The sequence below is a fragment of the Pseudoalteromonas byunsanensis genome, from assembly GCF_001854475.1.
GTDB classification, from domain to species: Bacteria; Pseudomonadota; Gammaproteobacteria; order Enterobacterales; family Alteromonadaceae; genus Pseudoalteromonas; species Pseudoalteromonas byunsanensis.
The window spans coordinates 274,453-298,988 of sequence record NZ_MNAN01000031.1 but is presented as its reverse complement, the minus strand read 5'-3'; the positions used below and the strand labels follow the sequence as shown (position 1 = coordinate 298,988).

Genomic DNA, 24,536 nt, shown 5'->3' with positions numbered 1-24,536 from the left:
AGCTGGTTTTTTTTGTTTAAGGCATCATTGCATCTTTTAAGTATTGAAAAAGCTCTTTATAACCTTTGGCAGGTTTTTCAGCTTGCATTTCTTTGCTTGCTTGTCTGACGAGTTGACGCATTTTTTGACGTTCTAACTCTGGATATTTATCTAATAGTTCATTGATTTTGCTATCACCTTGGCTGATCAACTCATCTCTTACCAACTCAATCTTGTTAAGCAATACGTCAGCTTGCTTATTTTTATTGAGCATTAGACCAATTGCAGCCTCGATATCTGCTACATTATCTGTCAAACGTAGGGTTTTAGTGATGTAGTTGATGTGGCGTCGATAAGCTTCGCTTTTTTGGCGGATCTTGTCAGCTACAACCATGGCTTCAATGAGATCATCACTGAGCGGGAGTTTATCTCGCTGTTTTTTAGGCATATTGGCGAGATCTTGTGCTAACTGTTGATACTGCTGTGCATCGCGTTTAAGTTCGCTTTTTGATACGTAAATGATTTCTTCTTCAGTGGTTGGTTTGTTTTGCTTCGCCATGATATTTACAGGTTTTCGGATTTGTACTAAGTATACCAATTTTGTGGCATAAATGCTTTTTCTCAATGGGGTGATAGTTTAGATGTGTGTTAGCATTAGATTATAGTGATTATTTTGAAGAGATGATGAGCATGGCACATTCTCAGCAACACCCAATCTATACGCAAATTGATGAAGTAAAACAAGCTGTGTCAGAAGCACTAAGTCACGCAAAAAAGCTTGGTGCAACAGCAGCTGAAGCTTCAATGTCCAGCACCTCCGGTTTATCTGTAAGTACTCGTATGGGCGAAGTAGAAACCATTGAGTTTAACCAAGATGGTGGCTTAGGAGTGTGTGTTTATGTGGGCAATCACAAAGGTAACGCGTCCACCGCAGATTTAAGTCCCAAGGCAATTAGAGCGGTGGTTGAAAAAGCGGTAGATATAGCCAAGTTTACATCGGATGACCCCTGTAATGGTGTTGCTGATAAAGAGTTACTCGAAATGTCACCACCGGATTTGGATCTGTTTCACCCATGGGAGGTGACACCAGAGCAAGGTGTTGAATTGTGCATCGAAGCAGAAAAAGCAGCGCTTAATGCTGATGAGCGTATCGTCAATTCAGATGGCGCAAGTTTTGCCAGTCATCAAGGGTTGCGGGTGTACGGTAACAGCCATGGCTTGTTAGCAGGTTTCCCTCGTACTCGCCATACGCTCAGTACTATGGTGATAGGTAAAGATGGTGGGCAGATGCAACGCGATTCTGCATATACAATTTCTCGTGAACGTCAGGGATTAAAATCAGCGACCGCAATCGGCTTGGAAGCGGCGCAGGCAACATTGTCTAAGTTGAATAGCCAGAAACTAAATACGATGAAAACACCTGTTATTTTTAGGGCTGACATCGCAAATAGCTTATTCGGGCATCTTGTGTCAGCAATCGGTGGTGGCGCGTTGTATCGCAAGTCTAGCTTTTTACTGGACAAATTAGGCCAGCAAATATTTAATCCTTGTGTCAATGTATTGGAGAGACCACATCTACCCAAGGGTTTAGCGTCAAGTCCTTTCGACAGTGAAGGCGTTAAAACACTGGATAGAGAAATAATTCACGGTGGTGAACTGAGAACGTATTTATTATCCAGTTATGCCGCTCGTCGACTAGGCATGACCTCAACAGGTCATGCCGGGGGCATACACAATTGGCTAGTACAACAAACACACGACGACCTAAGTGCGTTATTAAGTACCATGGGGACAGGGTTATTGGTCACAGAACTTATGGGACAAGGAGTGAGTACAGTGACAGGTGACTACTCTAGAGGTGCTTCTGGTTTCTGGGTCGAAAATGGTCAGATCCAATATCCGGTGAGCGAGATCACCATAGCGGGTAATTTGGCTGACATGTTCAAAAATATTCAGGCGATAGGTGGAGATATTGAATATCGAGGCAGTGTGCAAACTGGTTCGATTTTAATAGATTCTATGCAAGTAGCTGGAGCTTAAAGAATAAACAAGGGGCGATATAGCCCCTTTCGTGATTAAACTAAGAACCAAGTCGCTGTACCGAGGAAGGCAAAAATCCCTACAATATCAGTCACAGTAGTCAATACCACACTGCCTGCTAATGCAGGGTCTATCTTCATGCGTTTTAAAATAATGGGAATACTTGCACCGGCTATACCCGCCGCTAGCAAGTTCATAAACATAGCAAAAGCAATCACTGCACCTAGCACAAAATCCCATCGCCATAATGCGACGACCCCAGCAATCAGAATAGACCAGAGCACACCATTGAGTGCACCGATAGCAAGCTCTTTACTGAGGATAAACCGTTGGTTGGTTTGGTTTATGTGACCTAAAGCAATACCACGAATAACCAAAGTTAATGTTTGGCTACCTGCAACGCCTCCCATACTGGGAACAATCCCGTTGAGTACAGCTAAAAATGGTAGAATGTCGAGCGTACTTTCAAAGAAGCTGGCAACAAAGGCTGCTAAAAGCGCCGTGAGCAAGTTGATACCCAACCAAATTGAACGACGCTTAGAGCTTTTGAACACTGGTGCAAAGGTATCTTCCTCATCATCAAGACCAGCCATGCTCATTAAGCTGTGTTCAGCATCTTCACGAATAACATCAACAATATCGTCGATGGTGATACGACCTAACAAATGTGCATTGTCATCAACAACCGCAGCAGAAATCCAATTGTGGCGTTCAAATAGTTGCGCTACTTCTTTTTCTTCCATGGTGATGGGAATCGACTCTTTTTCTGTATCCATCAAATCACGGACTAGCTTTTCGGGCGAATTTGTCAGTAGGCTATTAAGTGATAGAGCCCCTATAAAACAGTTATCTTTATCAACCACGTAAAGATCATCGGTGCCATCTGGAAGCTCGCCTCTGAGCCTTAGGTATCTGAGTACTACATCTAGAGAGACATCTGGGCGAATGGTGACCGTGTCGGTGTTCATCAATGCACCGGCAGATCGCTCCTGATAAGATAAAGCCTGAGTCGCACGCTCTCTGTCTTGAGCATCCATCGCACCGACAACATCTTGATAGACCGTTTCAGGTAAGCTTCTAAGTACTTCACCAAGGTCATCGTCATCCATGTCTTCGGTAGCAGCGGCAATGAGCTCGGGCTCCATCTGGACAATGATACTAAGACGAACATCTTCAGAGAGTTCTTCCAGTACATCCCCCTGAATATCAGGGTCAACAAGTTGCCAAAGTTGGCGACGAACCTTGTGTGGGGAAGACTCAAGTAGTAGTGCGGTGTCACATGGTGCTGTTTCAGCCAAAATACGTCTGACTTGAACAAACTGTCCACTATTTAATGCCTGCGTTACTTGTTGCAGCTGTTGCAGTGTATAGTCTTGTTCAAGGGCTTCAGGCATAGGCTTCCTTCAAATTCTTTGGTTATTATTAACTTGAGTGCCTAAGGAGAAGCTGAAGAGCCAGCTAGGGTATGACAAGGAAAGTCAGGCACAACTCATTGCCTAAGAGTTTAACGTAAATTCTGCCTGCTTACCAAGTATCTAAGAGGATTTTATATATAAGATATATTTGCTAACTTATTCTTGTTCATGAAACTTTTGAGCGATGAGCTCACCAATTGCTTGTAGAGCTCCTTGTGCATCAGGACCATCACAAACGACCTTGACTTCTTTGCCTTGACTACTTTCTAGTAGCAGTAATGCTAATACGCTGTGACCATCGGCAGATTTATCATCCTGATATAAGGTAATTTGTGCATCGAATTTGACCGCTAATTGAGCAAGGACGGAAGCCGCTCTGGCGTGTAATCCACATTTGTTTTGAATTAAGAAAGTATCTTCACAACGCATAAAGTCAGGTATCTTGTTCTCTGTGGCGAATTTTTATGTTTGGATGTGTACGTGCAAAGCTTTCACCAATTGTTTGTGCTAAATAAACAGAGCGGTGTTGCCCGCCAGTACAGCCAATAGCAATGGTTAAATAACTACGATTATTGCGCTCAAGGTGGGGTAACCAAGTTTGCACGAAAGTTTGAATTTGCCACGTAAATTTTTGTACGATGCTGTGACTTGCCAAATAATCTTTAACGGGTTGATCTAAACCAGTCAATGGCTTTAGTTCAGGTTCCCAATGGGGATTGGGCAAAAAACGTGCGTCAAAGACAAAGTCAGCTTCTTTAGGTATACCGTGCTTAAATCCAAATGATTGAAAGGTTACGATAAGCTGTTTGTCTTTCTTACCTAAAATTCGCTCTCGGATGGTTTCTGCCAATTGGTGAACGCTCAAATCGGTGGTGTCTATCAGGACATCTGCACGGGTAGTGAGTACATCTAGTAGCTTTTTTTCAGCTTTTATTGCCAAATCTAAAGGCAGATCATGCATAGATAATGGATGCAGGCGACGAGTTTCTGAAAAACGCCTGATTAGCGTGTTGTCATCACTATCAAGGTAAAACAACATCGGGTTCGCAAAGCCTGGCAAGTACTCTAGGATATCGTTAAAGTCTTGTTGTTCTTTTGGGAGATTGCGCACATCTATACTAACGGCAATTTTATCATAATTGTCGGATACGCTGCGTACTAATGACGGCAGCAGGTTAACTGGAATGTTATCAACGCAGTAATATCCTAAGTCTTCGAGCACACGCAATGCGACTGACTTTCCAGAACCCGAGCGGCCGCTAATGATGATTAATTCCATTATGCTTCCTTTAGTAACCTACTCTGCTGAAGCAATAATGGCATAAAGTTCCTCGTCATTACCAGCATTGCGTAGTTGTTTACAGAATTCTTTATTATTTAGCTTTTCAGCAATAGCAGCTAGAGTTTTCAAATGTTGTTGATTGTCACCCTCTGGGACTATCAACGCGAGAAATATATCAACTGGGCGATTATCGATAGCATCAAAGGGAATACCTTGCTGATTTACTAGTAGCATTGCAGTGACTTCATCGATACCTTCAATGCGGCCATGCGGGATTGCTATGCCTTTACCAATGCCAGTGCTTCCGAGTTTTTCTCTGCTCATCAATGCATTTAAAATATCATGCTGACTTAGCTCAGGGAGCTGTTCATGAGCTAGTTCACTGATGTATTCGAGAACCCGTTTTTTGCTATTAAAAAGGACCGCAGCCTTGCTGCAGTCCTTATTTATAAGTGAGCTTAATTTCATGATTAGTGTCGAGTAAGCTTCTCTTTGTGTTTAATTACTTGGCGATCTAGCTTATCAATAAGCCCATCGATCGCAGCATACATATCTTGATGTTCAGTTGAAGCAAATAACTCTCCACCATTGACGTGTAAGGTGGCTTCGGCCTTTTGGACCAGCTTTTCAACATCTAAGATCACATGCACATTATTAATGTGATCAAAATGCCTTTCCAGCTTCGCAAACTTGTTGGTTACATAGTCTCTTAATGAATCTGTGATTTCTACATGACGACCAGTTAAATTTAGTTGCATAAGCATTTTCCTTCTTTGGTATTACGTCTAAATCAAGCTCTTGCGCTGATTGGACGGTGGAATGGCTAACGACTCCCGATATTTTGCTATGGTGCGTCGGGCCACCTTTATTCCTTGCTCTGCTAGGATGTCTGCTATTTTACTATCGCTTAATGGTTTGGCGGTATTTTCTGCAGCAACTAGCTTTTTGATAAGTGCTCGAATCGCTGTGGATGAACACTCTCCTCCGTTTTCTGTACTCACATGGCTTGAGAAGAAGTATTTCAACTCAAAAATGCCCCTAGGTGTATGCATATATTTTTGAGTGGTAACTCGAGAGATGGTAGATTCGTGCATTTCTACCATTTCAGCCACATCATTTAACACCATAGGTCGCATTGCTTCAGGACCATGTTCAAAGAATGCCTGTTGTTGTTGAACAATGCAATTAGTAACTTTCATTAATGTTTCATTTCTGCTTTCTAAGCTCTTAATGAACCATTTAGCTTCTTGAAGGTGGGAGCGAATAAATTGGCTATCAGTGCTTGATTTTACAGAGCGAGACATGGCTGCGTAGTGATCATTTACTCTGATTTTGGGCATACAATCTGGATTTAGTTCAACCACCCAGCGGCCTTTGATTTTTTTAACTGAAACATCAGGGATCACATATTCTGACTCTTCCCGAATAATACTCGCGGCGGGCTTTGGGTTAAGTGTGTGAATCAGAGTCATAATTTCTTTGAGCTCAGCTTCCTTGAGTTTTGTTTTTTTCATCAAGGTGCGATAATCACGGCTCGCTAGTAGGTCTATGTGCTCATTGAGGATCATTTTGGTTTCTTTGAGCCAAGGTGTGATTGCCGGATCAAATTGGTTTAGCTGAATACACAGGCACTCTTGCAAACTACGTGCGCCAATTCCCACTGGATCGAACAATTGAATACGTTTTAATACCGCCTCAACCTCATCTAATTCGATTTGTTCTTCGGTATTGCCATCATTAAGACTCTCAAGAATATCTTCGGTGCTCAGGGTTAGCGTGCCGTTATCATCAATCGCTTCAACGATAGCGACTGCGATACCATGATCAGTAGGACTAAAAGGCGTGAGTTCGAGTTGCCACATCAAGTATTCATGGAGTGTTTCAGTCGTTTCACCCTGATATACCGTTTCGTCTTCGGGCATCGGACCGCTGCTGGCTGCTGGAGCAGCACTCATGTACTCATCCCAAGTAACATCCATGGCTAGCTCTTCGCTTACGGTGTCTTTGCTTAGTGCCGCATCGGAGTCCATTTCATAGTCGCTTACGGCTTCTACTTCGTATGTGTCTTGCTCTTGGTTTGCATCGTCATGGCTATTATCTTTACCATTTTTTTCCTGGGCGTCATTATCGAGGTCAGAATCGGAATCAGACTCTTCTATTTCAAGCAGCGGATTGCTATCGAGCGCTTCTTGAATTTCTTGTTGTAGATCCAGCGTACTCAATTGCAGCAAACGAATAGCCTGCTGTAACTGTGGTGTCATGGTAAGTTGCTGCCCCATGCGCAGCTGTAACGATTGCCTCATGTACCTTTAACAATCCTTCTCATTCTCTATTTATTATTGTGACCAAGCGTATATTAACTATAGCCTGAATTGTTCACCAAGGTAGACATCTCTTACTGTTTGATCCGCTAAAACATGTTCAGGCGTACCAGATGCGATCAGTTCACCGTGTGATACTATGTAGGCTTTTTCACATACATCAAGGGTTTCTCGAACATTGTGGTCGGTGATCAGTACACCGATCCCTCTATTTTTTAAATGTTCGATTATCTTCTTTATATCTAACACTGAAATGGGATCAACACCAGCAAAAGGCTCATCTAGCAGGATAAATTTTGGATTAGCGGCTAAAGCGCGAGCAATTTCAACACGACGTCGTTCACCACCAGATAAAGCCATACCTAAACTGTCACGGATATGTTGGATATTGAACTCGTCCAATAACTCGTTTAAAACTTGTTCTCTAGCTGTTTTGTTTAATGAATTGCGCGTTTCTAGAATAGCCATCAAGTTCTGATACACTGTTAGCTTTCTGAAGATGGATGATTCTTGTGGTAAATAACCTATACCGAGGCGAGCACGGTTATGCATAGGTAACAGCGTAATATCATGGTCGTTAATACAAACCGTACCATGATCACTTGGAACAAGACCAACAATCATATAAAAGCTAGTTGTTTTACCTGCGCCATTGGGACCGAGTAAGCCCACAATGCTACCAGCTTCAACACTTAGGCTAACATTTTTGACAACTTGTCGGCCCTTGTAGCTCTTGGCCAGAGCCGTTGCGGTTAATACACTCATAATTATTTACCTTGATCTGGATTTTTTGGCTTTTTCTCAGGTACCAGAATGGTATGCACGCGTGCGCTATCTTGCTCACCTCTTTCAGCACTGATAAGCTGTTTTTCCATGTCATAGGTAATTGATTGAGCTTGGATAATTTGTCCAGATTGGTTAATGGTTGCGTTTCCTTTGATAACCAGAGTACGGTTGGCAACATCATAGCGGATCTCTTGAGCGCTGGCGGTAAGCTCGCTGCCATCGGACTGCTTTTCAGAGAAGCGGGCTGGGTTTCCTGTTGCTACAAGTAGTTGTTTATTATCACCTAATTCTTCTCGGCGATGAACCTCTAACCTATCTGCATTGATTTTTCGGTTGCCATGAATGATCTCTACATTTTGCTCAAATATACCAATATTGGTTTTTAGCATAGCTTGCTGTTTACCAGCTTTAATAGAAACCTCACTGGTCACTTTGTTTGGCTGAGCGTTAACGCTTTGGCACATTAGCAACCCAAGTATGGTTACGGTAAATAATAATTTATTGGTCATAATAAATAGTTCGAGTATGGTTTATTAATTCAATTATATCGGTGTTTAAATCGGCATAGAGACCTTTACCGGTAATTTTTAAACTAGGACCTGTGATTTCAACAGGCCTTTCCGACTGCATTAGTCGCTCATTAATTTCAACGCGTATATTGTCCGCTTTTATCAAAGTGATCATCGCACCCGTTGTGAGATTTTGAGCTTCTACATTACCTTCTAACATTAACGTATTATTTTCATACAAAGTGGCTTCTTGGGAAGAGATCAGCCAGCTCTGAGAGCCGTTATACAAATTAAACACCGGTGCGGTAAAATGGCTAAATCCAAGATCTTGATAGAGCTCCATTTTAACGGCCGTAACCGTATAAGTTCTAATTCCAGCCTCATTATATGAAGTTTGTTGTAACTCAGTTGCGATATAATCGGGTTTCGCAATAATGTCGCTCTGTGAAATTGTTTTTGGTGCTTTTTGTGTCAAATATGGATACCACAGCCAGGTCATTGCGATGACAAAAACAATAAATAAAATGACTCGACTACTACTCATTACAAGTTTCCAAAACGTGATCGTAGCGTTACACCAACACTCAAACTATAGTGCGCTTGATGAATGAATAATGAATTGCGCTCAGCTGCTCTAAGCATGTTTAAGTTCATGTTACAGCACTCCTGCTCGTAGCAAGTCTTGCGTATTGAGTGCGCCAATAGGGCGGTTACTTTCATCTATGACAACTAAGCCGTTGATTCGTTTCGTTTCCATTATGTTTAAAGCTTCTGCGGCCAACATATCTGATGTTGCTGTTGTGCAATTAACCGTCATAGCTTTGTGAATAGGTGTGTGGTGTAAATCAACTCTTTGTTCGATAATACGCCGCAGATCACCATCCGTGAATATGCCAATTAACTCATCGCGATCGTTTACAACAGTGGTCATGCCCAGTCCCTTCGCTGACATCTCAAACAGTGCGTCTTTGATAGTACTTGTATGAGAAACGATTGGCACTTGCTCATCTTTGTGCATGATTTCGTTTAATGTGAGCAGTAAACGTTTACCAAGTGAGCCACCGGGGTGTGAAAGGGCAAAATCATCCGCAGTAAACCCCTTCGCTTCGAGAAGAGCAACAGCAAGAGCATCACCCATAACGAGCGTCGCTGTGGTGCTGGCTGTTGGTGCAAGACCTAGAGGGCAAGCTTCTTGTGAAATTGCAATATTCAAGTGGACGTCAGCTAGTTTAGCCATCGATGATTGTGGGTTGCCCGTCATGGCAATTATTTTTGCGCCGATACGTTTTATCACTGGGATGATATTGAGAACTTCACTGGTTTCACCTGAGTTAGAGATCAGCAATACGACGTCTTGCTTTGTGATCATACCCAGGTCGCCATGGCTCGCTTCTCCAGGGTGAACGAAAAATGCAGGCGTACCCGTACTTGCAAACGTTGCAGCAATTTTGTTGCCAATATGCCCTGATTTCCCCATGCCAATGACAATAGTTCGTCCCTGACAATCAAAAATTGCCTGACAAGCGCGTGCAAAATGCGCGTCAATATATTGGCCTATTTCAACGATGGCTTGGCGTTCTATTTCAATAACTCGCTGAGCGGTATCAATAAACTGCTTTGATAACATGAAAGTGGATCCTACATAATGATGAAGTACATATAGCCAATAAACGCAGCGAGTAAAAGACCACCTTCAAAGCGATTAATGCGACGTGTTCCAGTAAAACTAAGACTCATAAACACCAATGCTAAAGTCGCACCAAGCATGATGTAAATATCGCGTCCAGCGATATTGATATCAATATTGGCTGGGTTAATAATGCCAGCGATAGACAGTACGGCTAATATATTGAATATATTAGAGCCAATTATGTTACCAAGTGCAAGGTCATCTTCTTGTTTTAAAACCCCAGCGACACAGGCAGCAAGCTCAGGCAAACTGGTACCTATAGCAATAATGGTTAGACCTATCAGTAGATCACTCATACCAAAATATTTTGCAATATCGACGGCAGCATCAATTAAATACGCAGAACTGACTGGTAGCAATACCATACCGATGATTAGCCAGAACACAGCTTTTCTTGTTGGAACGTTGTCGGGTACTTCATCGCAGGCTTCGTTGATCAGAGGGTCGTCGCTGTTGCCACTTTTTTTGGTGATAACGATCAAAGCCAGTAAAAATGCAATAAATCCTATTAGCAAAGCCCCCCCTTCAACAAAGCTAAAGTGATCATCGCTAACAATAAACCATGCTGCTAGTGATACTAGAACAAGTAAAGGCATCTCACGTTTTAATATGCCTGAGCTAACTGATAAAGGGCGCAGCAAAGCTGTAATACCAAGCACTAATAAAATATTCGCAATATTTGACCCCACCGCATTACCTACAGCGGTGTCTGTTTTATCTGCCAGTGCGGCTTGAGCCGCGACCATCATCTCAGGTGCCGATGAACCCATCGCTACGATGGTAAGGCCAACTATCAGTGTGGGTACACCGAAATTGCGCGCGAGCGCTGCAGCACCAAAAACGAAGCGATCTGCACTCCATACTAATGCTACAAATCCGAGAATCAGAATGACAAAAGATAAAACCATAAAAAGTGAAGCCGATTGATTAAGTTACAATGACGCAAATAGTAACAAATGCCCTCGCAAAAGTATAAGTAAAAGAGGGGATTTGATAGCCTATTTTAGGCGTATTCAGGTTCGGGTCAGACATTTTATATTACAAAAAATTACGAAAACTTTTTTCCTTCGCAGAGCAAAAAATCGTATTATGGCATCATTAGTAAAAGTAGATGTGGAGAGCGGCTTGTCGCAAGCAATTGTAGAAATCAAGGATGTGACTTTCACGCGGGGTGATAGGATCATCTATAAAAACATGAGTTTCTCCGTACCAAAAGGAAAAATAACCGCCATAATGGGTCCAAGTGGTATCGGCAAAACAACAATGTTACGCCTGATTGGTGGCCAATTGAAGCCAGAGCAAGGGGATATTTTATTCGAAGGGCGAAGCATTCCCAGTATGTCACGTAAGGCCTTATACGAAACACGAACTAAAATGAGTATGCTCTTTCAAAGTGGTGCACTTTTTACCGACATGTCCGTGTTTGATAACGTTGCCTTTCCATTGCGAGAGCATACTCAGTTGAGTGAGGACCTCATTCGTCTTGTGGTACTGATGAAGCTACAGGCGGTTGGTTTGCGTGGCGCGAAAGATTTAATGCCTTCAGAATTGTCAGGTGGTATGGCAAGGCGTGCGGCTTTGGCTCGCGCAATCGCACTGGACCCAGAACTAATCATGTATGATGAACCTTTCGCTGGACAAGACCCTATTTCAATGGGCGTGTTAGTCAAACTAATCAAATCACTCAATGAAGTATTGGGGCTTTCATCACTGATCGTAACGCATGATGTTAATGAAGTATTGAGCATTGCCGAGCATGTTGTGATTATTGCAGAGCAAGGGGTGATTGGCAGTGGAACACCTGAGCAAATGAAGGAGCACGAATCCCCATTAGTCCAGCAGTTTTTGCAAGGTCTTTCAGATGGTCCAGTACCATTCCATTATAAGGCGCAAGACTATGAAGAAGAGCTATTAGCGGGGAGTCAGCAGTGATAGATTTTTTTCAAGCGATTGGCCATAAGACTCTCAGTCGATTTGCTTCGATAGGACGAGCAACACAAATGCTGTTCGGCTCTTTAGTCAGAGTGCCAAGCTTACGTAAGGGACCCGCATTACTGGTGCGTCAACTGTATATGGTAGGACACCAGTCGCTGTTGATTATCATGGTTTCTGGTTTGTTTATTGGTATGGTTTTAGCGTTACAGGGCTACACCGTATTGGTCGACTATGGCGCAGAAGATAGTTTAGGGCCTCTAGTAGCACTGAGTTTGTTGCGCGAACTGGGCCCAGTTGTTACTGCATTGTTGTTTGCTGGACGCGCCGGTAGTGCGTTAACCGCTGAAATAGGCTTAATGAAAGCAACAGAGCAGCTTTCCAGTTTAGAAATGATGGCCATCGATCCACTGCGTCGTGTGATCTCTCCTAGATTTTGGGCTGGTTTCATTAGTATGCCTTTACTGGCGCTGATTTTTTCTGCGGTAGCCATCCTTGGCGCACATTTGGTGGGGGTTGATTGGCTGGGGGTTGATTCAGGTAGTTTTTGGTCAATCATGCAGTCTCAAGTTTCGTTCGAAAAAGATATATTAAACGGCATGATCAAAAGCTTTGTTTTTGCACTGATCGTGACATGGATAGCGCTGTATAAAGGCTACGATTGTATCCCCACATCAGAAGGGATAAGTAAGGCTACGACCGAGACTGTGGTCCATTCTTCATTGGCAGTATTAGGGTTTGACTTCTTACTGACTGCTGTGATGTTTACAGGTTAAAAGGTTTTAAAAACAAATGAATACACGGAAAATAGAAATATTAGTTGGCTTGTTTGTCGCATTGGGCGTTGCTGCATTTGCGGTATTGGCACTTAAAGTTGCGAACTCTGGCATTAGCGGCAATGGTGAAACTTATACGTTGAACGCTAAGTTTGAAAATATAGGTTCATTGAAAACCCGAGCACCGATAAAAGTTGGTGGCGTTGTGATAGGTCGCGTGGACGGGATCAGCATTCATCCTCAAGAGTTTGTTCCTGTGGTAGCAATGAGTATAGATGCGAGCTACGAGTGTCAGTTCTCAGATACATCATCAGTGTCTATTCTTACTTCTGGGATTTTAGGTGAGCAGTATCTTGGCATTTCTCCTGTTATCGCTTCAGACTCGGCAAAACAAAAGTGCTTGGGTAATGAAGTAACAGGAAGTAGTGACTCTGAACTTGAGGATCTATTTGGTGTTGAGAGTAGAGCTCTTAAAAATGGTGATTTGATCACTGATACTAAGTCTGCATTAGTATTAGAAGAGTTAATTGGGCAGTTTTTATTTAATCAAGGTAGTGAATAATGGGTGCGATGTTAAGAATCCTTCTCGTTGCTGCATTAATGATTTGCAGCAGTACGACATATGCAAATGATGCGGTGAACTTACAGGATCCGTACGAAATGGTTCAGCAAGTTGCCGATAATACATTTAAGCGCATTACGAAAGACCAAGCAATTATACTGGAAGATAAAGAGCACCTTCGCGTCATAGTCGAACAAGAGTTACTGCCGTACATCGACTATAAGTACGCCGCGTACAGAGTATTGGGTAGCTATATCCAAAAAGTGAGAAATATCGAAGACAAGCAAGAGAAAGCCCAAGCAGTTGAGCACATTAAGCAGTTTATTGAAGTCTTTAAAAACTATCTAGTGGCGACGTATGCGGGGGTATTCACACAGTATACAAATCAACAAGTTGAGTTTGGTAAAGCGAAAGAGTTTGTCGATGAACAGGTTGCGATAGTGAAGACTAAAATTGTTGAAGAAGGTAAGCCTGATATCAAAATCGACTTTAAAGTGCGAAGAAGCTCAAATAATGAGTGGCGTGCCTATGATATGATGGCAGAAGGGATAAGTTTATTGGATGCCAAACAAACAGAATTACATGGTATTTTACGCCAACAAGGCATTGAACATGTAATAGAGCTTCTTGATAAGAAAAGCCGTTTACCTGTCCAGTTTAGGGGGGATGATGGCAGCAAATAAAGTGGAATTTGTGAAGCATGATGATGAACTTGTCCGTATTTGTGGTGAATTAACTAGAAATAGCCTAGTGAATGAACGCCTTCTTAACCAACAGATAGAAAACGTTCAGTCAGTACGCTATTTTGACCTTTCTGAGGTCTCTAGGGTTGACACGGCGGGCTTAGCTTGGTTAATTCACTCCCTAGGTAAATTACAGAGTCAGGGCAAACGCCTTGAGCTTAAAAATGTGCCTGAACAACTCCATAACTTAATGGCGTTGGGGCAGGTATCGAACTTATTTGAGTGAGTCTAATGGAAACAAACCAAGTCGAAACTTTATTAAAAGACGCATTGTCACTGCAAGAAGTGATCGTTAAAGCCAATGGTAATCACTATGAAGTGATAGCAGTTGGAGAGTGTTTTGACGGTTTAAGTCGCGTTAAAAAGCAACAACTAGTATATGGTCCATTGATGGAAACTATCTCTGATGGCACTATTCATGCCGTGAGCATCAAAGCATTTACGCCGACGGAGTGGCAAAGAGAACGCAAATTTATTCTACCGCAATAACGGAGTCACTATGGATCAGTTTGTTATCCAAGGGGGCACCACTTTAGCGGGTGAGGTCACTATATCAGGCGCCAAAAATGCGGCGCTTCCGATTCTGTTCGCAGCATTACTTGCAGACGGTGAAAGCCGTTTTTCAAATGTTCCGCAACTAAGAGATATTGGTACAACAGAAGCACTATTGAAAACCCTCGGAGCAGGGATCAAGTGGCAGGGCGATACTCTACTCGTTGATGGTAGTTCTGTTGATAAAGTACTGGCGCCGTATGAACTGGTAAAGCAAATGCGTGCTTCGGTATTAGCATTAGGGCCTTTGCTTGCTCGTTTTGGAGAAGCACAAGTGTCGTTGCCAGGAGGTTGTGCAATAGGTGCTCGCCCTGTCGATATTCATATCAGAGGCCTCGAGCGCATGGGAGCGCAAATTAGCGTAGACAATGGGTACATTAACGCAAAAGTTGATGGACGCTTGAAGGGCGCTGAGATTTACATGGAGACGGTCAGTGTAGGTGCAACGGAAAACTTGTTAATGGCTGCTACTTTGGCTGATGGCACAACCATCTTGGAAAATGCAGCGCGTGAACCTGAAATCACCAATCTTGCTGATTGCTTGAAGGCGATGGGTGCAAAGATAAGCGGTGCAGGTACTAGCCGTATAGAAATCCAAGGCGTCGATAAACTCAACGGTTGCGAGCATAATATTTTACCGGATCGAATTGAAACCGGGACCTTTTTGGTTGCCGCCGCGATGGCTCAAGGGGAAGTATTGTGTACCAATACCGATCATACCAGTTTGGAGCCTGTATTAGATAAATTGCGAGCAGCCAATGCGCTTGTGGAAGTAACTGATAACAGTATTTATCTGGATATGCGGGGAAGAACCCTCAAAGCGGTGAATATTAAAACGATGCCACACCCTGGTTTTCCAACTGATATGCAGGCTCAGTTCACAGCTTTAAACGTGGTCGCACAGGGCAGCGCAACGATCACTGAAACCATCTTCGAAAATCGTTTCATGCATGTGCCTGAATTGCAGCGTATGGGCGCAAACATTCGTCTTGAAGGTAATACCGCGATATGCGATGAGACAGGTAAACTTAGTGGCGCACAGGTGATGGCAACTGATTTGAGAGCTTCAGCAAGCTTGATCTTAACGGGGATTGTTGCCAGTGGACAGACCGTTGTGGATCGTATCTATCACGTCGATAGAGGGTATCAGCGCATCGAAAATAAGCTCAGTAAACTGGGTGCTAAAATTAAGCGTAGACATAGTTAGCTGTTTACATAATAACTAAGACAAAAAAAAGCGAGTGACGGCACTCGCTTTTTTGTTGATTAAATTAGTGTTTAGTTGGCCCGAGTCTCAAGCTCCGCAACAACGAGGGTGAAGGTGCGTAATTCATCACCGCGATAAACTTGAAATTCAAGACGTGTTCCTGGGCGAGTATTGCCGATAAATTTAAGCGTTTTTTGAGGGTTGGTAACGGGTTCACCTGCAACTTTAACTATAATATCATTCTCTTGCATACCTGCTTGCCATGCAGGACCAAGCGGGTCCAAATCACTCACTCTGAGACCTACAATTCGCGTGTATAGGTCTGTAACTTCTTTACCTGTGCTATCTACAGCTGCGCCTCTAAAACCAAGATACCCTCTTACGACACGCCCATCCTGAATCAGCTTTTGCATCACTTCTTTGGCAAGTTTGTAAGGTACAGCGAACGAGATCCCCTGAATATCGATGTTGTAGCGCGTGCGAAATTGTGCCGAAGTGATCCCAACCAATACACCATTTGAATTAACTAAAGCGCCACCTGAGTTACCTACATTAACGGCTGCATCCATTTGCAATAAATTATTGTATGGACTGTCGGTTAGTGTTTGCTTGCCTGTGGCACTGATCACACCTTGTGTGATGGTTTGCCCAAGGTTGAGTGGATTGCCTATTGCTAGTACTACATCGCCGACACGGGGTGTAAAGTTATTATCAATGGGAATGACCGGAAGGTGTTGCGCATCTATTTTCAGCAATGCTAAATCAGTGATTGTATCAAAACCAATGACCTGTACATCATCGAAGCGGCGTCCATCTGTTAATATCACCATGATTTGATCAGCATCATTAACCACGTGATAGTTGGTCAGTATATAGCCATCATGAGACATTAATACGCCAGAACCAAGCTCTTGAGTTGTGTTGGCTCTCATATAACGAGGTACAGAGGAGATGCTCTCTGAAAATATTGTGACCACAGCAGGAGAGGCTTTTTCTACAGCATCTGCAAAGCTCATGTGGCTGCTGGAGTAGTGACCAGTAACATCTAACTTGGGAAGGAGCGCATTTTTCAGGTTAGGAGAAAACCAAATAATGACCAATGCAATACAAAGTCCTGCCAACATTGGAGGCAGAAAAAAACGGATAAATTTTAACACAAGCGCAGTCTTTATGATTCTTAATCGTTTAATGATGCACAAAGAAAAACACAGCGGCAAGTGCCACTGTGTTTTTCCTGCTATTTATTATTACTGAATGAGTAAGAACACTGAATCTCTGCCGCGCTTAATTCCCAATACGATGTTGCCCTGAATATCTTCGATAAGATTGCTCATATCACGGATACTATCGACGCGTTGACGGTTTACTTGCATGATCACGTCGCCTTCTTCAAGGCCGACTCTGGCAGCAGGAGAGCGCGGTTCTACAGAAGTGACTACAACACCCTTGTTACCATTTCGCTCGCCGCTTTCTAGTACAGCACCACGAAGCATTGGATGAACTCGATCCGCAGGGGCCCGTGCTTCACCTTGACCTTTTAAAGTTACTTCAATGGTCCGTTTTTTACCGTCACGATAGACACCTAGTTCAACTGTGCGGCCTTCGCCTATAGTCGCTATTTTACTGGCCAATTCTGCAAAGCTATTGATACTGTCGCCATTTACACTGATGATGACATCATTTGCTAATATCCCAGCTTCAGCGGCAGCCGAATCTTTGATAACGCGTGCAACATAGGCACCTTGTTTCACGTCAAAACCTTGTGCTTTAGCAATACCAGCATCTAGCGTACGACCTTCAATACCTAATGACCCACGACGAACCTGACCAAACTCAACGATCTGATCAACGAGGTTTTTCATCATGTTAGATGGAATAGCAAAACCGATACCTACATTTCCACCTGATGCACCTAAAATAGCGGTGTTGATACCGATCAATTCACCTCGCAAATTCACCAAAGCACCGCCCGAGTTACCTTGGTTGATAGCCGCGTCTGTTTGAATGAAGTCTTCATAGCCTTCGATATTTAGACCACTACGGCCTAGTGCACTGATGATCCCAGATGTAACTGTGTGACTAAGACCAAAAGGGTTGCCTATCGCAACTGAAAAGTCACCCACGCGAAGTTTGTCTGAATCAGCTAGCTTTATTTCTGTGAGGTTTTCGCCATCAATTTCTAACAATGCAATGTCGGATTCTTTATCCGTACCGACCAGTTTGGCTTCAAACTCGCGACCATCCTCAAGGGTAACTATGATCTTTTCTGCATCGGCGATTACATGGTTATTTGTAACGACATACCCTTCATCGGCATCAATGATCACGCCAGAGCCTAAACCACTGAAAGGCCGCTTTTGACTGCGAGGTTGTGGGTTTCCGAAAAAGTAATCAAATGGGTCAACACGTCGACGCACTTCTTTAGCACCAGAAACCTGAATGCTGACAACTCCAGGGGTAACGCGCTCCAGCATAGGAGCAAGAGTAGGCATGGCTTGTCCCTCAACCGCCATAGGTAATTTGGCTAGTGCAGCATGTGGGCTTAGCAGTAATGAGGTAGATAAAATAGCTGCTGTTAATAACGAGTGTTTCAATTTCATAGTCAGTAAATACTCCGCAAAAAGCGTTAATGCATTGAAAAGGCAAGTGCTTTGAGCCAAGCATCAGTTGCCATTTCGCTATTGTAAAAAACTATATTTACTGACTATGGGGTCAAAAAAAAGTTCATCAAGATACTTTTGATTGCTTAATTTCTGAACGCTCCCCTGAAAACAGACCACTTTCACCATCGACATAGTCAGTTGGCTGAGCTGCGCCTTCATTAATTTTTTCGTTGCGTCGACGCTCGGGCCGGCTTTTTAGTGAGGCATGCAATTGCTCTGTGGTTTCTTTTGAGAAAAAAGGCTCACTTGGGTGTGTTGGCTTTTCAGTCAAGAGCACTTGATTGGTTTCTTCTACATGGTTAAGCAACTGACTATAACTGTCTTGCATTTTAGTCATCAGCTTTTTGGTACTTGCAAGGTGATCGGCAACTTCTTGTCGATATTGCTCTAATTCATGTTTAGCTCGTTGAGCTTGTTGCTCAAGTTCACCATGTTTAAATTGCTTTTTAGTCCACACTGAACCTATAAAGAAGGCGGCGATGGCAACGACTACTATCAGTCCCATCCAAGCAAATGAGGTCATATATCTCTCCTAAAAAAATCGCGAGGCGCGTGAGCTTTGAATAGCAAGGCGAGTTTGCGACTAATGATAAAATCAAATGATAAGCTAAATATACGCCTAGAATCGATGCGTGTTAATATAATACGCAAATAAAAACGCAGAACTATGTAAACAACTATGACACCTTGGGAAAAATATCAGCAAGATTTACAGCGTGACGACTTTCAATATGATAGCGCACAAGAAAATGCGGTTAAGCATTTACAACGTTTGTATGATGACTTCACAGCCGTGCCAGAAAAGCCGACGGGCTTTTTTTCTAAGCTGTTTGCCAAGCCAAAGCAGCACAGTATAAAAGGCCTCTATTTTTGGGGAGGCGTTGGACGCGGAAAAACGTATTTGGTTGATACATTTTACGAGGCACTACCTACTCAACGAAAAATGCGAGTGCACTTTCACCGTTTTATGCACCGTGTACACGATGAGTTGAAATTACTCAAAGATGTCAAAAACCCACTTGAGACAGTCGCAGATAAGTTCAAACAAGAGGCTGACATCATTTGTTTTGATGAGTTTTTCGTGCAAGACATTACCGACGCCATGCTACTAGGTGGTTTAATGGAGGCACTTTTTGCCAGAAATATTGTACTTGTGGCCACATCCAACATCGTGCCAGATGAACTGTATCGAAATGGATTGCAGCGCGCGCGTTTTTTACCTGCGATAGAATTGGTTAAAGCAAACACTGAAGTGGTGAATGTCGACTCCGGGATTGATTATCGCTTGCGTACGCTTGAGCAGGCAGAGATTTACCATAGCCCACTTGACGAACAAGCAGACAAAAATTTGTTTGAATATTTTGACAAATTATCTCCAGAGCCGGGTAAGCTCGATGAAAAAATAGAAATAGAAGGGCGCTTGATTGCAACCCGTAAGGTCTCTGATTGCATTGTTATGTTTGACTTCAGTCAACTATGTGAAACGGCGCGCTCACAGGTAGACTACATGGAGATCAGTCGCTTATACAACACGGTGATCCTGTCAAATGTCAAACAGTTGGGACAACATAATGATGATGCAGCAAGGCGGTTTATAGCTTTAGTTGATGAGTTCTATGAGCGTAATGTGACCCTTATAATTTCCGCCCAAGCCCCTATCACTGAACTATATACACAAGGTAACTTAAATTTTGAGTTTAAGCGGTGTATTAGCCGTTTGCAGGAAATGCAATCACTAGAATACCTAGCTCGTGAACATCTCGCATAAGGTGGTCTTCGCTTATTTGTGAGTCAAATTAATGTGAGAAAGTTTTTTGTAGAAAAAACAATCTCACGCTAGTCAAGTCTTAATAGAGTTGCTATAATCCGCGGCCTGCCACGTTGCGTTCTATTGCCCTCGTCGGCTTAGCCACTGACTTGAGCGGCAAAAAAGTCTTAAACTCGAAGGGGTTAAAGCACTCATATAGTAAGCGGTAATCAAGTTTGATTACCTGTGGTTTTAAATAGAAAAACATTGGATTTTTAAATGAAAACGTTTGTTGCTAAACCAGAAACTGTAAAACGTGACTGGTACGTAGTTGACGCTGAAGGTAAAACTTTAGGTCGCATCGCTACTGAAATCGCTCGTCGCCTTCGCGGTAAGCATAAAGCTGAGTACACTCCTCATGTTGATACTGGTGATTACATCATCGTGATCAACGCTGAAAAAGTTACTGTAACAGGTAACAAAACTCAGGACAAAATGTACTACGCTCACACTGGCTTCCCGGGCGGTCTTAAGTCTGTGAACTTCGAGAAACTTCAAGCTAAAAAGCCTGAAATGATCATCGAAAAAGCGGTTAAAGGCATGTTACCTCGTGGCCCTCTAGGTCGTGAAATGTATCGTAAACTTAAAGTTTACGCAGGTAGCGAGCACAACCACGCGGCACAACAGCCGCAGGTTCTAGACATTTAAGGAGCACACTCATGGCAAATCAATACTACGGTACAGGTCGTCGTAAAAGTTCAAGTGCTCGCGTATTCTTACGCCCAGGCACTGGCAGCATCGTAATTAATCAGCGTTCTATCGAAGAATACTTCGGTCGTGAAACTTCTCGCATGGTTGTTCGTCAGCCTCTAGAGCTAGTTGAAATGACAGAGAAGTTTGACCTTTACATCACTGTTGAAGGTGGTGGTATGACTGGTCAAGCTGGCGCAATCCGCCACGGTATCACGCGTGCACTAATGGAATTCGACGAGTCACTTCGTCCTACTCTTCGTAAAGCTGGCTTTGTAACTCGTGACGCTCGTAAAGTTGAGCGTAAGAAAGTTGGTCTTAAGAAAGCACGTAAGAAGACACAGTTCTCAAAACGTTAATTTTTTACGTTTCAAGAATTCAAAAACCCAGCGTTATGCTGGGTTTTTTGTTTTTACAGAGTTCTTTTTTAAACAAGTGCATTTTAAATCGTATTGCAGCTTCGCATAATTAGGATGATTTGTTTAATTAATCACCTTTTTTACTAGCTTACGGTTTTAAAAATAAAAAAACTGCAATATTTAGAAGAATTAGTAGTAAATCGTCGATAACTCAGCGTATTTTTTTGCTACAATTGCTGTGCAAGCAAAGTGAGCGAGTTTCAACCCCGCATAAAGTGGTTCTCAAGCCTCCAATGAGGTTGATCTTGGTCAGTATATTGTTTTTAGAGTAGCGTTATCATATGCCATCGGCTTCATGCTCGAAGTAACCTCGTTAACACTTGTTCAGGTTTATTGGGGCATGGGACTGTAATAACCTTGTTTTAATCAAGGGATTTATTTATGATCGCTTCTATTTTGTAGTTTCTTAAAATTAACCTGCTGTAACTGATGTTCTCAATATAGCAAGTGTTGAGAATCATAGTGGAGATAAGTGGATGAGCAATGCGCCTGTAGACAATGGCCGACGTCGCTTTTTAACCATAGCTACCTCTGTTGTTGGTGGTGTTGGTGCGGCTGGGGCTGCTGTTCCTTTTATTGCGTCTTGGAATCCAAGTGAGCGAGCTAAATCTGCGGGTGCGCCTGTAGAAGTAGATATCAGCAAGCTTGAGCCTGGACAATTAATTCGTGTTGAGTGGCGAGGCAAACCTGTTTGGGTTATTTCTCGTACACCAAAGATGCTTGAGCAAATGAAAGCTCATGAAGATCAACTTCGTGATCCTGCATCTGAAGAGCCTCAACAGCTGGATTCAGCGAAAAACCCATATCGTTCTAAGCGTCCAGAAATATTCGTGGCGGTTGGTATCTGTACTCACCTTGGCTGTTCACCTAGCTTCTTACAAGGTGGGTTTGGTGAAAAGGTTGAAGGTACGGAAGATGGTTTCTTCTGTCCATGTCATGGTTCTAAGTTTGATATGGCTGGCCGTGTATTTCAATCGGTTCCTGCACCATTAAACCTTGAAGTTCCACCGTATACCTTTATTGATGACACCACTATTATAGTTGGTGAAGAAGAAGGGGTTGCGTAATGTTTGGTAATCTTATCAACTGGATCGATGAACGTATTCCAATGACCCGTGTTTGGAATATGCACATTGCTCAATATCCTGCGCCAAAGAACTTTAACTTTTGGTATCTATTCGGCTCTCTAGCCATTCTGGTTTTAGTAAACCAAATTTTAACTGGTATCTGGCTGACCATGAACTTCGTACCTTCTGCTGAAGGCGCTTTTGCATCAGTAGAATACATCATGCGTGATGTAGAGTATGGTTGGTTACTCCGTTATCTGCACTCTACAGGTGCATCAGCGTTCTTTATCGTTGTGTATCTGCATATGTTCCGCGGCATGATTTATGGCTCTTATCAAAAACCACGTGAATTACTGTGGTTGTTTGGTATGTTCATTTTCTTAGCGCTGATGGCTGAAGCATTCATGGGATACTTACTTCCTTGGGGCCAAATGTCATTCTGGGGTGCACAGGTAATCATCTCGCTATTCGGTGCGATACCAGTGATTGGTGATGACTTGACGCTTTGGATCCGTGGTGACTATGTAATCTCAGGTGCGACGCTTAACCGCTTCTTTGCACTACACGTAATTGCATTACCACTAGTGCTCGTTATTCTTGTATTCCTACACATTGTTGCACTACACGAAGTGGGTTCAAATAACCCAGATGGTGTTGAAATAAAACGCAAAAAAGGCACTGTGGCGGAAGAAGACAAGCCTAAATTCAAGTTCCACGAATACTACACAAGTAAAAAAGACATTGTGGACGCGATTCCATTCCACCCTTATTACACAGTAAAAGATATACTAGGTGTGGCTGGCTTCTTGATTTTATTCTGTTGGGTTGTATTTTTTGCACCAGAAATGGGTGGTTTCTTCCTAGAAGCGCCTAACTTTGAAGCTGCAAACCCACTGAAAACACCTGAGCATATTTTCCCTGTTTGGTATTTCACGCCTTTCTATGCAATCTTGCGTGCTATCCCTAATAAACTGTTAGGCGTTGTAGCAATGGGTGCATCAATTGTGGTACTGGCGCTATTACCTTGGATTGACCGTGGTAAAGTGAAGTCAATTCGCTACCGTTGTGGTTTACACAAGCTAAACATTGCTCAGTTTGTTGTAACGTTCGTGATCTTAGGCTGGATTGGTGCAACGCCTCAAACAGACTTCAAAACGCTGTTATCGCAAATCACCACCGTAACTTATTTTATGTTCTTCGTGTTACTATTCTTCTACTCGAAGAATGAGAAGACTAAACCATTGCCAACGAGGTTGACGAAATGATGAAAAAGCTAGTTATCGGTTTATTCGCATTGCTGCCAACTTTTACAATGGCAGCGGGACCATCAGTTCCTTTGATGGAAGCAGGTCATGATTTAACAGATAAAGCGTCTTTGCAACGTGGTGCTAAGTTGTTCATGAACTACTGTCTTGGTTGTCACCAGATGCAGTATCAACGTTATGAACGTACTTTTAGAGATATTGGTATCCCAACGGAGATCGGCCAAGAGCAGTTGATTTTTGATGGCTCAAAAGTGGGTAGCCACATTTTGAATGCAATTGAAAAAGATGACGCTGCAAAATGGTTTGGTGCTGCGCCACCGGATCTAACGTTAGTTGCTCGTGTACGCGGCGCGGATTGGATCTATACGTACTTGAAGTCTTTCTATAAAGATGATTCTCGTCCGTTTGGTGTAAACAACATCATTTTCCCATCGGTTGGTATGCCACACGTACTACAAGAGTTACAAGGTTTACCTACGCCTATCACCGAAGAGGTGGAAGAGCATGGTCACACTGTAACAAAAGTTGTGGGTGTTCAAACTGATGGCTCTGGTGAGCTAAGTACTGATGAGTATGATCAGGCAGCACGTGATTTGACTAACTTCTTGGCGTATGTAGGTGAACCTTCACGTCTTGAATCAGAATCACTTGGTATAAAGGTGTTAGGATTTTTAGTTATTCTGTTTATCCTTGCATTCTTCCTGAAGAAAGAATACTGGAGAGATGTTCACTAAGTTGAACAAATCTAAGGTAATTTTGTGATAGGGGCTTTAGCCCCTATTGCTGTTTAAAGTGACTTATTACTTTTTGTAATTATTAATGGAGGTAGGC

At 42.9% G+C, this 24,536-nt stretch carries 29 protein-coding genes; 14 read left to right on the top strand and 15 right to left on the bottom strand.

The window, feature by feature from the left end:
• Positions 1 to 16: 16 nt before the first annotated feature.
• Entirely contained in the window at positions 17 to 541 is a 525-nt protein-coding gene (gene yjgA / locus BIW53_RS11750; protein WP_175442131.1) for a ribosome biogenesis factor YjgA, read from the bottom strand.
• A 128-nt stretch (positions 542 to 669) separates the two neighbouring features.
• On the opposite strand from yjgA, the gene pmbA reads away from it, so the two are divergent.
• Positions 670 to 2,019: a metalloprotease PmbA gene (gene pmbA, locus BIW53_RS11745; protein ID WP_070992268.1), complete on the top strand. Its 1,350-nt coding sequence runs from the start codon at positions 670 to 672 to the stop codon at positions 2,017 to 2,019.
• Positions 2,020 to 2,054: 35 nt separating this feature from the next.
• Here pmbA and mgtE read toward each other — a convergent pair whose 3' ends face one another.
• From mgtE to BIW53_RS11690, 11 genes are all read right to left on the bottom strand, one after another.
• Positions 2,055 to 3,413: a magnesium transporter gene (gene mgtE / locus BIW53_RS11740; RefSeq protein ID WP_070992167.1), complete on the bottom strand. Its 1,359-nt coding sequence runs from the start codon at positions 3,411 to 3,413 to the stop codon at positions 2,055 to 2,057.
• A gap of 177 nt (positions 3,414 to 3,590) precedes the next feature.
• Positions 3,591 to 3,863 carry an HPr family phosphocarrier protein gene (locus BIW53_RS11735; RefSeq protein ID WP_070983158.1) on the bottom strand — a complete coding sequence of 91 codons (273 nt, stop codon included), beginning with the start codon at positions 3,861 to 3,863 and terminating at the stop codon, positions 3,591 to 3,593.
• 4 nt (positions 3,864 to 3,867) lie between these two features.
• Complete coding sequence (gene rapZ / locus BIW53_RS11730) at positions 3,868 to 4,713, bottom strand: RNase adapter RapZ (protein ID WP_070992166.1); 846 nt, start codon at positions 4,711 to 4,713, stop codon at positions 3,868 to 3,870.
• Between the two features lie 18 nt (positions 4,714 to 4,731).
• Positions 4,732 to 5,184, bottom strand: a complete 453-nt coding sequence (gene ptsN, locus BIW53_RS11725; RefSeq protein ID WP_070992164.1) for a PTS IIA-like nitrogen regulatory protein PtsN — start codon at positions 5,182 to 5,184, stop codon at positions 4,732 to 4,734.
• A 2-nt stretch (positions 5,185 to 5,186) separates the two neighbouring features.
• Positions 5,187 to 5,474: a ribosome hibernation promoting factor gene (gene hpf / locus BIW53_RS11720; RefSeq protein WP_010376661.1), complete on the bottom strand. Its 288-nt coding sequence runs from the start codon at positions 5,472 to 5,474 to the stop codon at positions 5,187 to 5,189.
• Between the two features lie 27 nt (positions 5,475 to 5,501).
• On the bottom strand, positions 5,502 to 7,019 hold the full coding sequence (locus BIW53_RS11715) for an RNA polymerase factor sigma-54 (protein WP_070992162.1): 1,518 nt from the start codon (positions 7,017 to 7,019) through the stop codon (positions 5,502 to 5,504).
• 57 nt (positions 7,020 to 7,076) lie between these two features.
• Positions 7,077 to 7,802, bottom strand: a complete 726-nt coding sequence (gene lptB, locus BIW53_RS11710; protein WP_070992161.1) for an LPS export ABC transporter ATP-binding protein — start codon at positions 7,800 to 7,802, stop codon at positions 7,077 to 7,079.
• Between the two features lie 2 nt (positions 7,803 to 7,804).
• Positions 7,805 to 8,332: a lipopolysaccharide transport periplasmic protein LptA gene (lptA, locus tag BIW53_RS11705; RefSeq protein WP_070992160.1), complete on the bottom strand. Its 528-nt coding sequence runs from the start codon at positions 8,330 to 8,332 to the stop codon at positions 7,805 to 7,807.
• Complete coding sequence (gene lptC, locus BIW53_RS11700) at positions 8,322 to 8,876, bottom strand: LPS export ABC transporter periplasmic protein LptC (protein WP_070992158.1); 555 nt, start codon at positions 8,874 to 8,876, stop codon at positions 8,322 to 8,324. The genes lptA and lptC overlap by 11 nt, the downstream gene beginning before the upstream one ends.
• Before the next feature lie 111 nt (positions 8,877 to 8,987).
• On the bottom strand, positions 8,988 to 9,959 hold the full coding sequence (locus BIW53_RS11695) for a KpsF/GutQ family sugar-phosphate isomerase (protein ID WP_070992156.1): 972 nt from the start codon (positions 9,957 to 9,959) through the stop codon (positions 8,988 to 8,990).
• Positions 9,960 to 9,970: 11 nt separating this feature from the next.
• The gene (locus tag BIW53_RS11690) at positions 9,971 to 10,930 is read right to left on the bottom strand and encodes a calcium/sodium antiporter (protein WP_070992155.1); all 960 of its coding nucleotides are present in this window, start codon (positions 10,928 to 10,930) and stop codon (positions 9,971 to 9,973) included.
• Between the two features lie 181 nt (positions 10,931 to 11,111).
• Between BIW53_RS11690 and BIW53_RS11685 the strand changes: the two genes are divergently transcribed.
• Genes BIW53_RS11685 through murA form a run of 7 tightly spaced genes read left to right on the top strand, consistent with a single transcriptional unit; the run spans position 11,112 to position 15,794 of the window.
• Positions 11,112 to 11,954, top strand: coding sequence for an ATP-binding cassette domain-containing protein (locus tag BIW53_RS11685; RefSeq protein WP_070992153.1), 843 nt, complete (start codon positions 11,112 to 11,114; stop codon positions 11,952 to 11,954).
• Positions 11,954 to 12,730 carry a lipid asymmetry maintenance ABC transporter permease subunit MlaE gene (gene mlaE / locus BIW53_RS11680; protein ID WP_415839075.1) on the top strand — a complete coding sequence of 259 codons (777 nt, stop codon included), beginning with the start codon at positions 11,954 to 11,956 and terminating at the stop codon, positions 12,728 to 12,730. Before BIW53_RS11685 ends, mlaE begins: the two co-directional genes overlap by 1 nt.
• A gap of 16 nt (positions 12,731 to 12,746) precedes the next feature.
• Positions 12,747 to 13,292, top strand: a complete 546-nt coding sequence (gene mlaD, locus BIW53_RS11675; protein WP_070992144.1) for an outer membrane lipid asymmetry maintenance protein MlaD — start codon at positions 12,747 to 12,749, stop codon at positions 13,290 to 13,292.
• 8 nt (positions 13,293 to 13,300) lie between these two features.
• The gene (locus BIW53_RS11670; protein WP_070992267.1) at positions 13,301 to 13,975 is read left to right on the top strand and encodes an MlaC/ttg2D family ABC transporter substrate-binding protein; all 675 of its coding nucleotides are present in this window, start codon (positions 13,301 to 13,303) and stop codon (positions 13,973 to 13,975) included.
• Complete coding sequence (locus BIW53_RS11665) at positions 13,962 to 14,261, top strand: STAS domain-containing protein (RefSeq protein WP_070992143.1); 300 nt, start codon at positions 13,962 to 13,964, stop codon at positions 14,259 to 14,261. The genes BIW53_RS11670 and BIW53_RS11665 overlap by 14 nt, the downstream gene beginning before the upstream one ends.
• A gap of 5 nt (positions 14,262 to 14,266) precedes the next feature.
• Positions 14,267 to 14,524, top strand: coding sequence for a BolA family iron metabolism protein IbaG (ibaG, locus tag BIW53_RS11660; protein ID WP_070992142.1), 258 nt, complete (start codon positions 14,267 to 14,269; stop codon positions 14,522 to 14,524).
• A gap of 10 nt (positions 14,525 to 14,534) precedes the next feature.
• Complete coding sequence (murA, locus tag BIW53_RS11655; protein WP_070992141.1) at positions 14,535 to 15,794, top strand: UDP-N-acetylglucosamine 1-carboxyvinyltransferase; 1,260 nt, start codon at positions 14,535 to 14,537, stop codon at positions 15,792 to 15,794.
• A 71-nt stretch (positions 15,795 to 15,865) separates the two neighbouring features.
• Here murA and BIW53_RS11650 read toward each other — a convergent pair whose 3' ends face one another.
• The 3 genes from BIW53_RS11650 to BIW53_RS11640 all read right to left on the bottom strand — a co-directional run bounded on the left by BIW53_RS11650 (position 15,866) and on the right by BIW53_RS11640 (position 18,980).
• Positions 15,866 to 16,951 carry a trypsin-like peptidase domain-containing protein gene (locus tag BIW53_RS11650; protein ID WP_070992139.1) on the bottom strand — a complete coding sequence of 362 codons (1,086 nt, stop codon included), beginning with the start codon at positions 16,949 to 16,951 and terminating at the stop codon, positions 15,866 to 15,868.
• 90 nt (positions 16,952 to 17,041) lie between these two features.
• Positions 17,042 to 18,394 (bottom strand): DegQ family serine endoprotease, encoded by a 1,353-nt coding sequence (locus tag BIW53_RS11645; RefSeq protein WP_070992266.1) that lies wholly within the window; start codon positions 18,392 to 18,394, stop codon positions 17,042 to 17,044.
• 127 nt (positions 18,395 to 18,521) lie between these two features.
• The gene (locus tag BIW53_RS11640) at positions 18,522 to 18,980 is read right to left on the bottom strand and encodes a Z-ring associated ZapG family protein (protein WP_070992133.1); all 459 of its coding nucleotides are present in this window, start codon (positions 18,978 to 18,980) and stop codon (positions 18,522 to 18,524) included.
• Between the two features lie 156 nt (positions 18,981 to 19,136).
• Here BIW53_RS11640 and zapE point away from each other — a divergent pair, with 156 nt between their 5' ends.
• The 6 genes from zapE to BIW53_RS11610 all read left to right on the top strand — a co-directional run bounded on the left by zapE (position 19,137) and on the right by BIW53_RS11610 (position 24,439).
• On the top strand, positions 19,137 to 20,225 hold the full coding sequence (gene zapE / locus BIW53_RS11635) for a cell division protein ZapE (RefSeq protein ID WP_070992131.1): 1,089 nt from the start codon (positions 19,137 to 19,139) through the stop codon (positions 20,223 to 20,225).
• A 258-nt stretch (positions 20,226 to 20,483) separates the two neighbouring features.
• Complete coding sequence (gene rplM / locus BIW53_RS11630; RefSeq protein WP_070983177.1) at positions 20,484 to 20,912, top strand: 50S ribosomal protein L13; 429 nt, start codon at positions 20,484 to 20,486, stop codon at positions 20,910 to 20,912.
• A gap of 11 nt (positions 20,913 to 20,923) precedes the next feature.
• Positions 20,924 to 21,313, top strand: coding sequence for a 30S ribosomal protein S9 (gene rpsI / locus BIW53_RS11625; protein WP_070983178.1), 390 nt, complete (start codon positions 20,924 to 20,926; stop codon positions 21,311 to 21,313).
• 536 nt (positions 21,314 to 21,849) lie between these two features.
• Positions 21,850 to 22,440: a ubiquinol-cytochrome c reductase iron-sulfur subunit gene (gene petA / locus BIW53_RS11620; protein WP_070992130.1), complete on the top strand. Its 591-nt coding sequence runs from the start codon at positions 21,850 to 21,852 to the stop codon at positions 22,438 to 22,440.
• Positions 22,440 to 23,705, top strand: a complete 1,266-nt coding sequence (locus tag BIW53_RS11615; protein WP_070992106.1) for a cytochrome b — start codon at positions 22,440 to 22,442, stop codon at positions 23,703 to 23,705. Before petA ends, BIW53_RS11615 begins: the two co-directional genes overlap by 1 nt.
• Complete coding sequence (locus BIW53_RS11610; protein ID WP_070992090.1) at positions 23,702 to 24,439, top strand: cytochrome c1; 738 nt, start codon at positions 23,702 to 23,704, stop codon at positions 24,437 to 24,439. Before BIW53_RS11615 ends, BIW53_RS11610 begins: the two co-directional genes overlap by 4 nt.
• Positions 24,440 to 24,536: the final 97 nt, after the last annotated feature.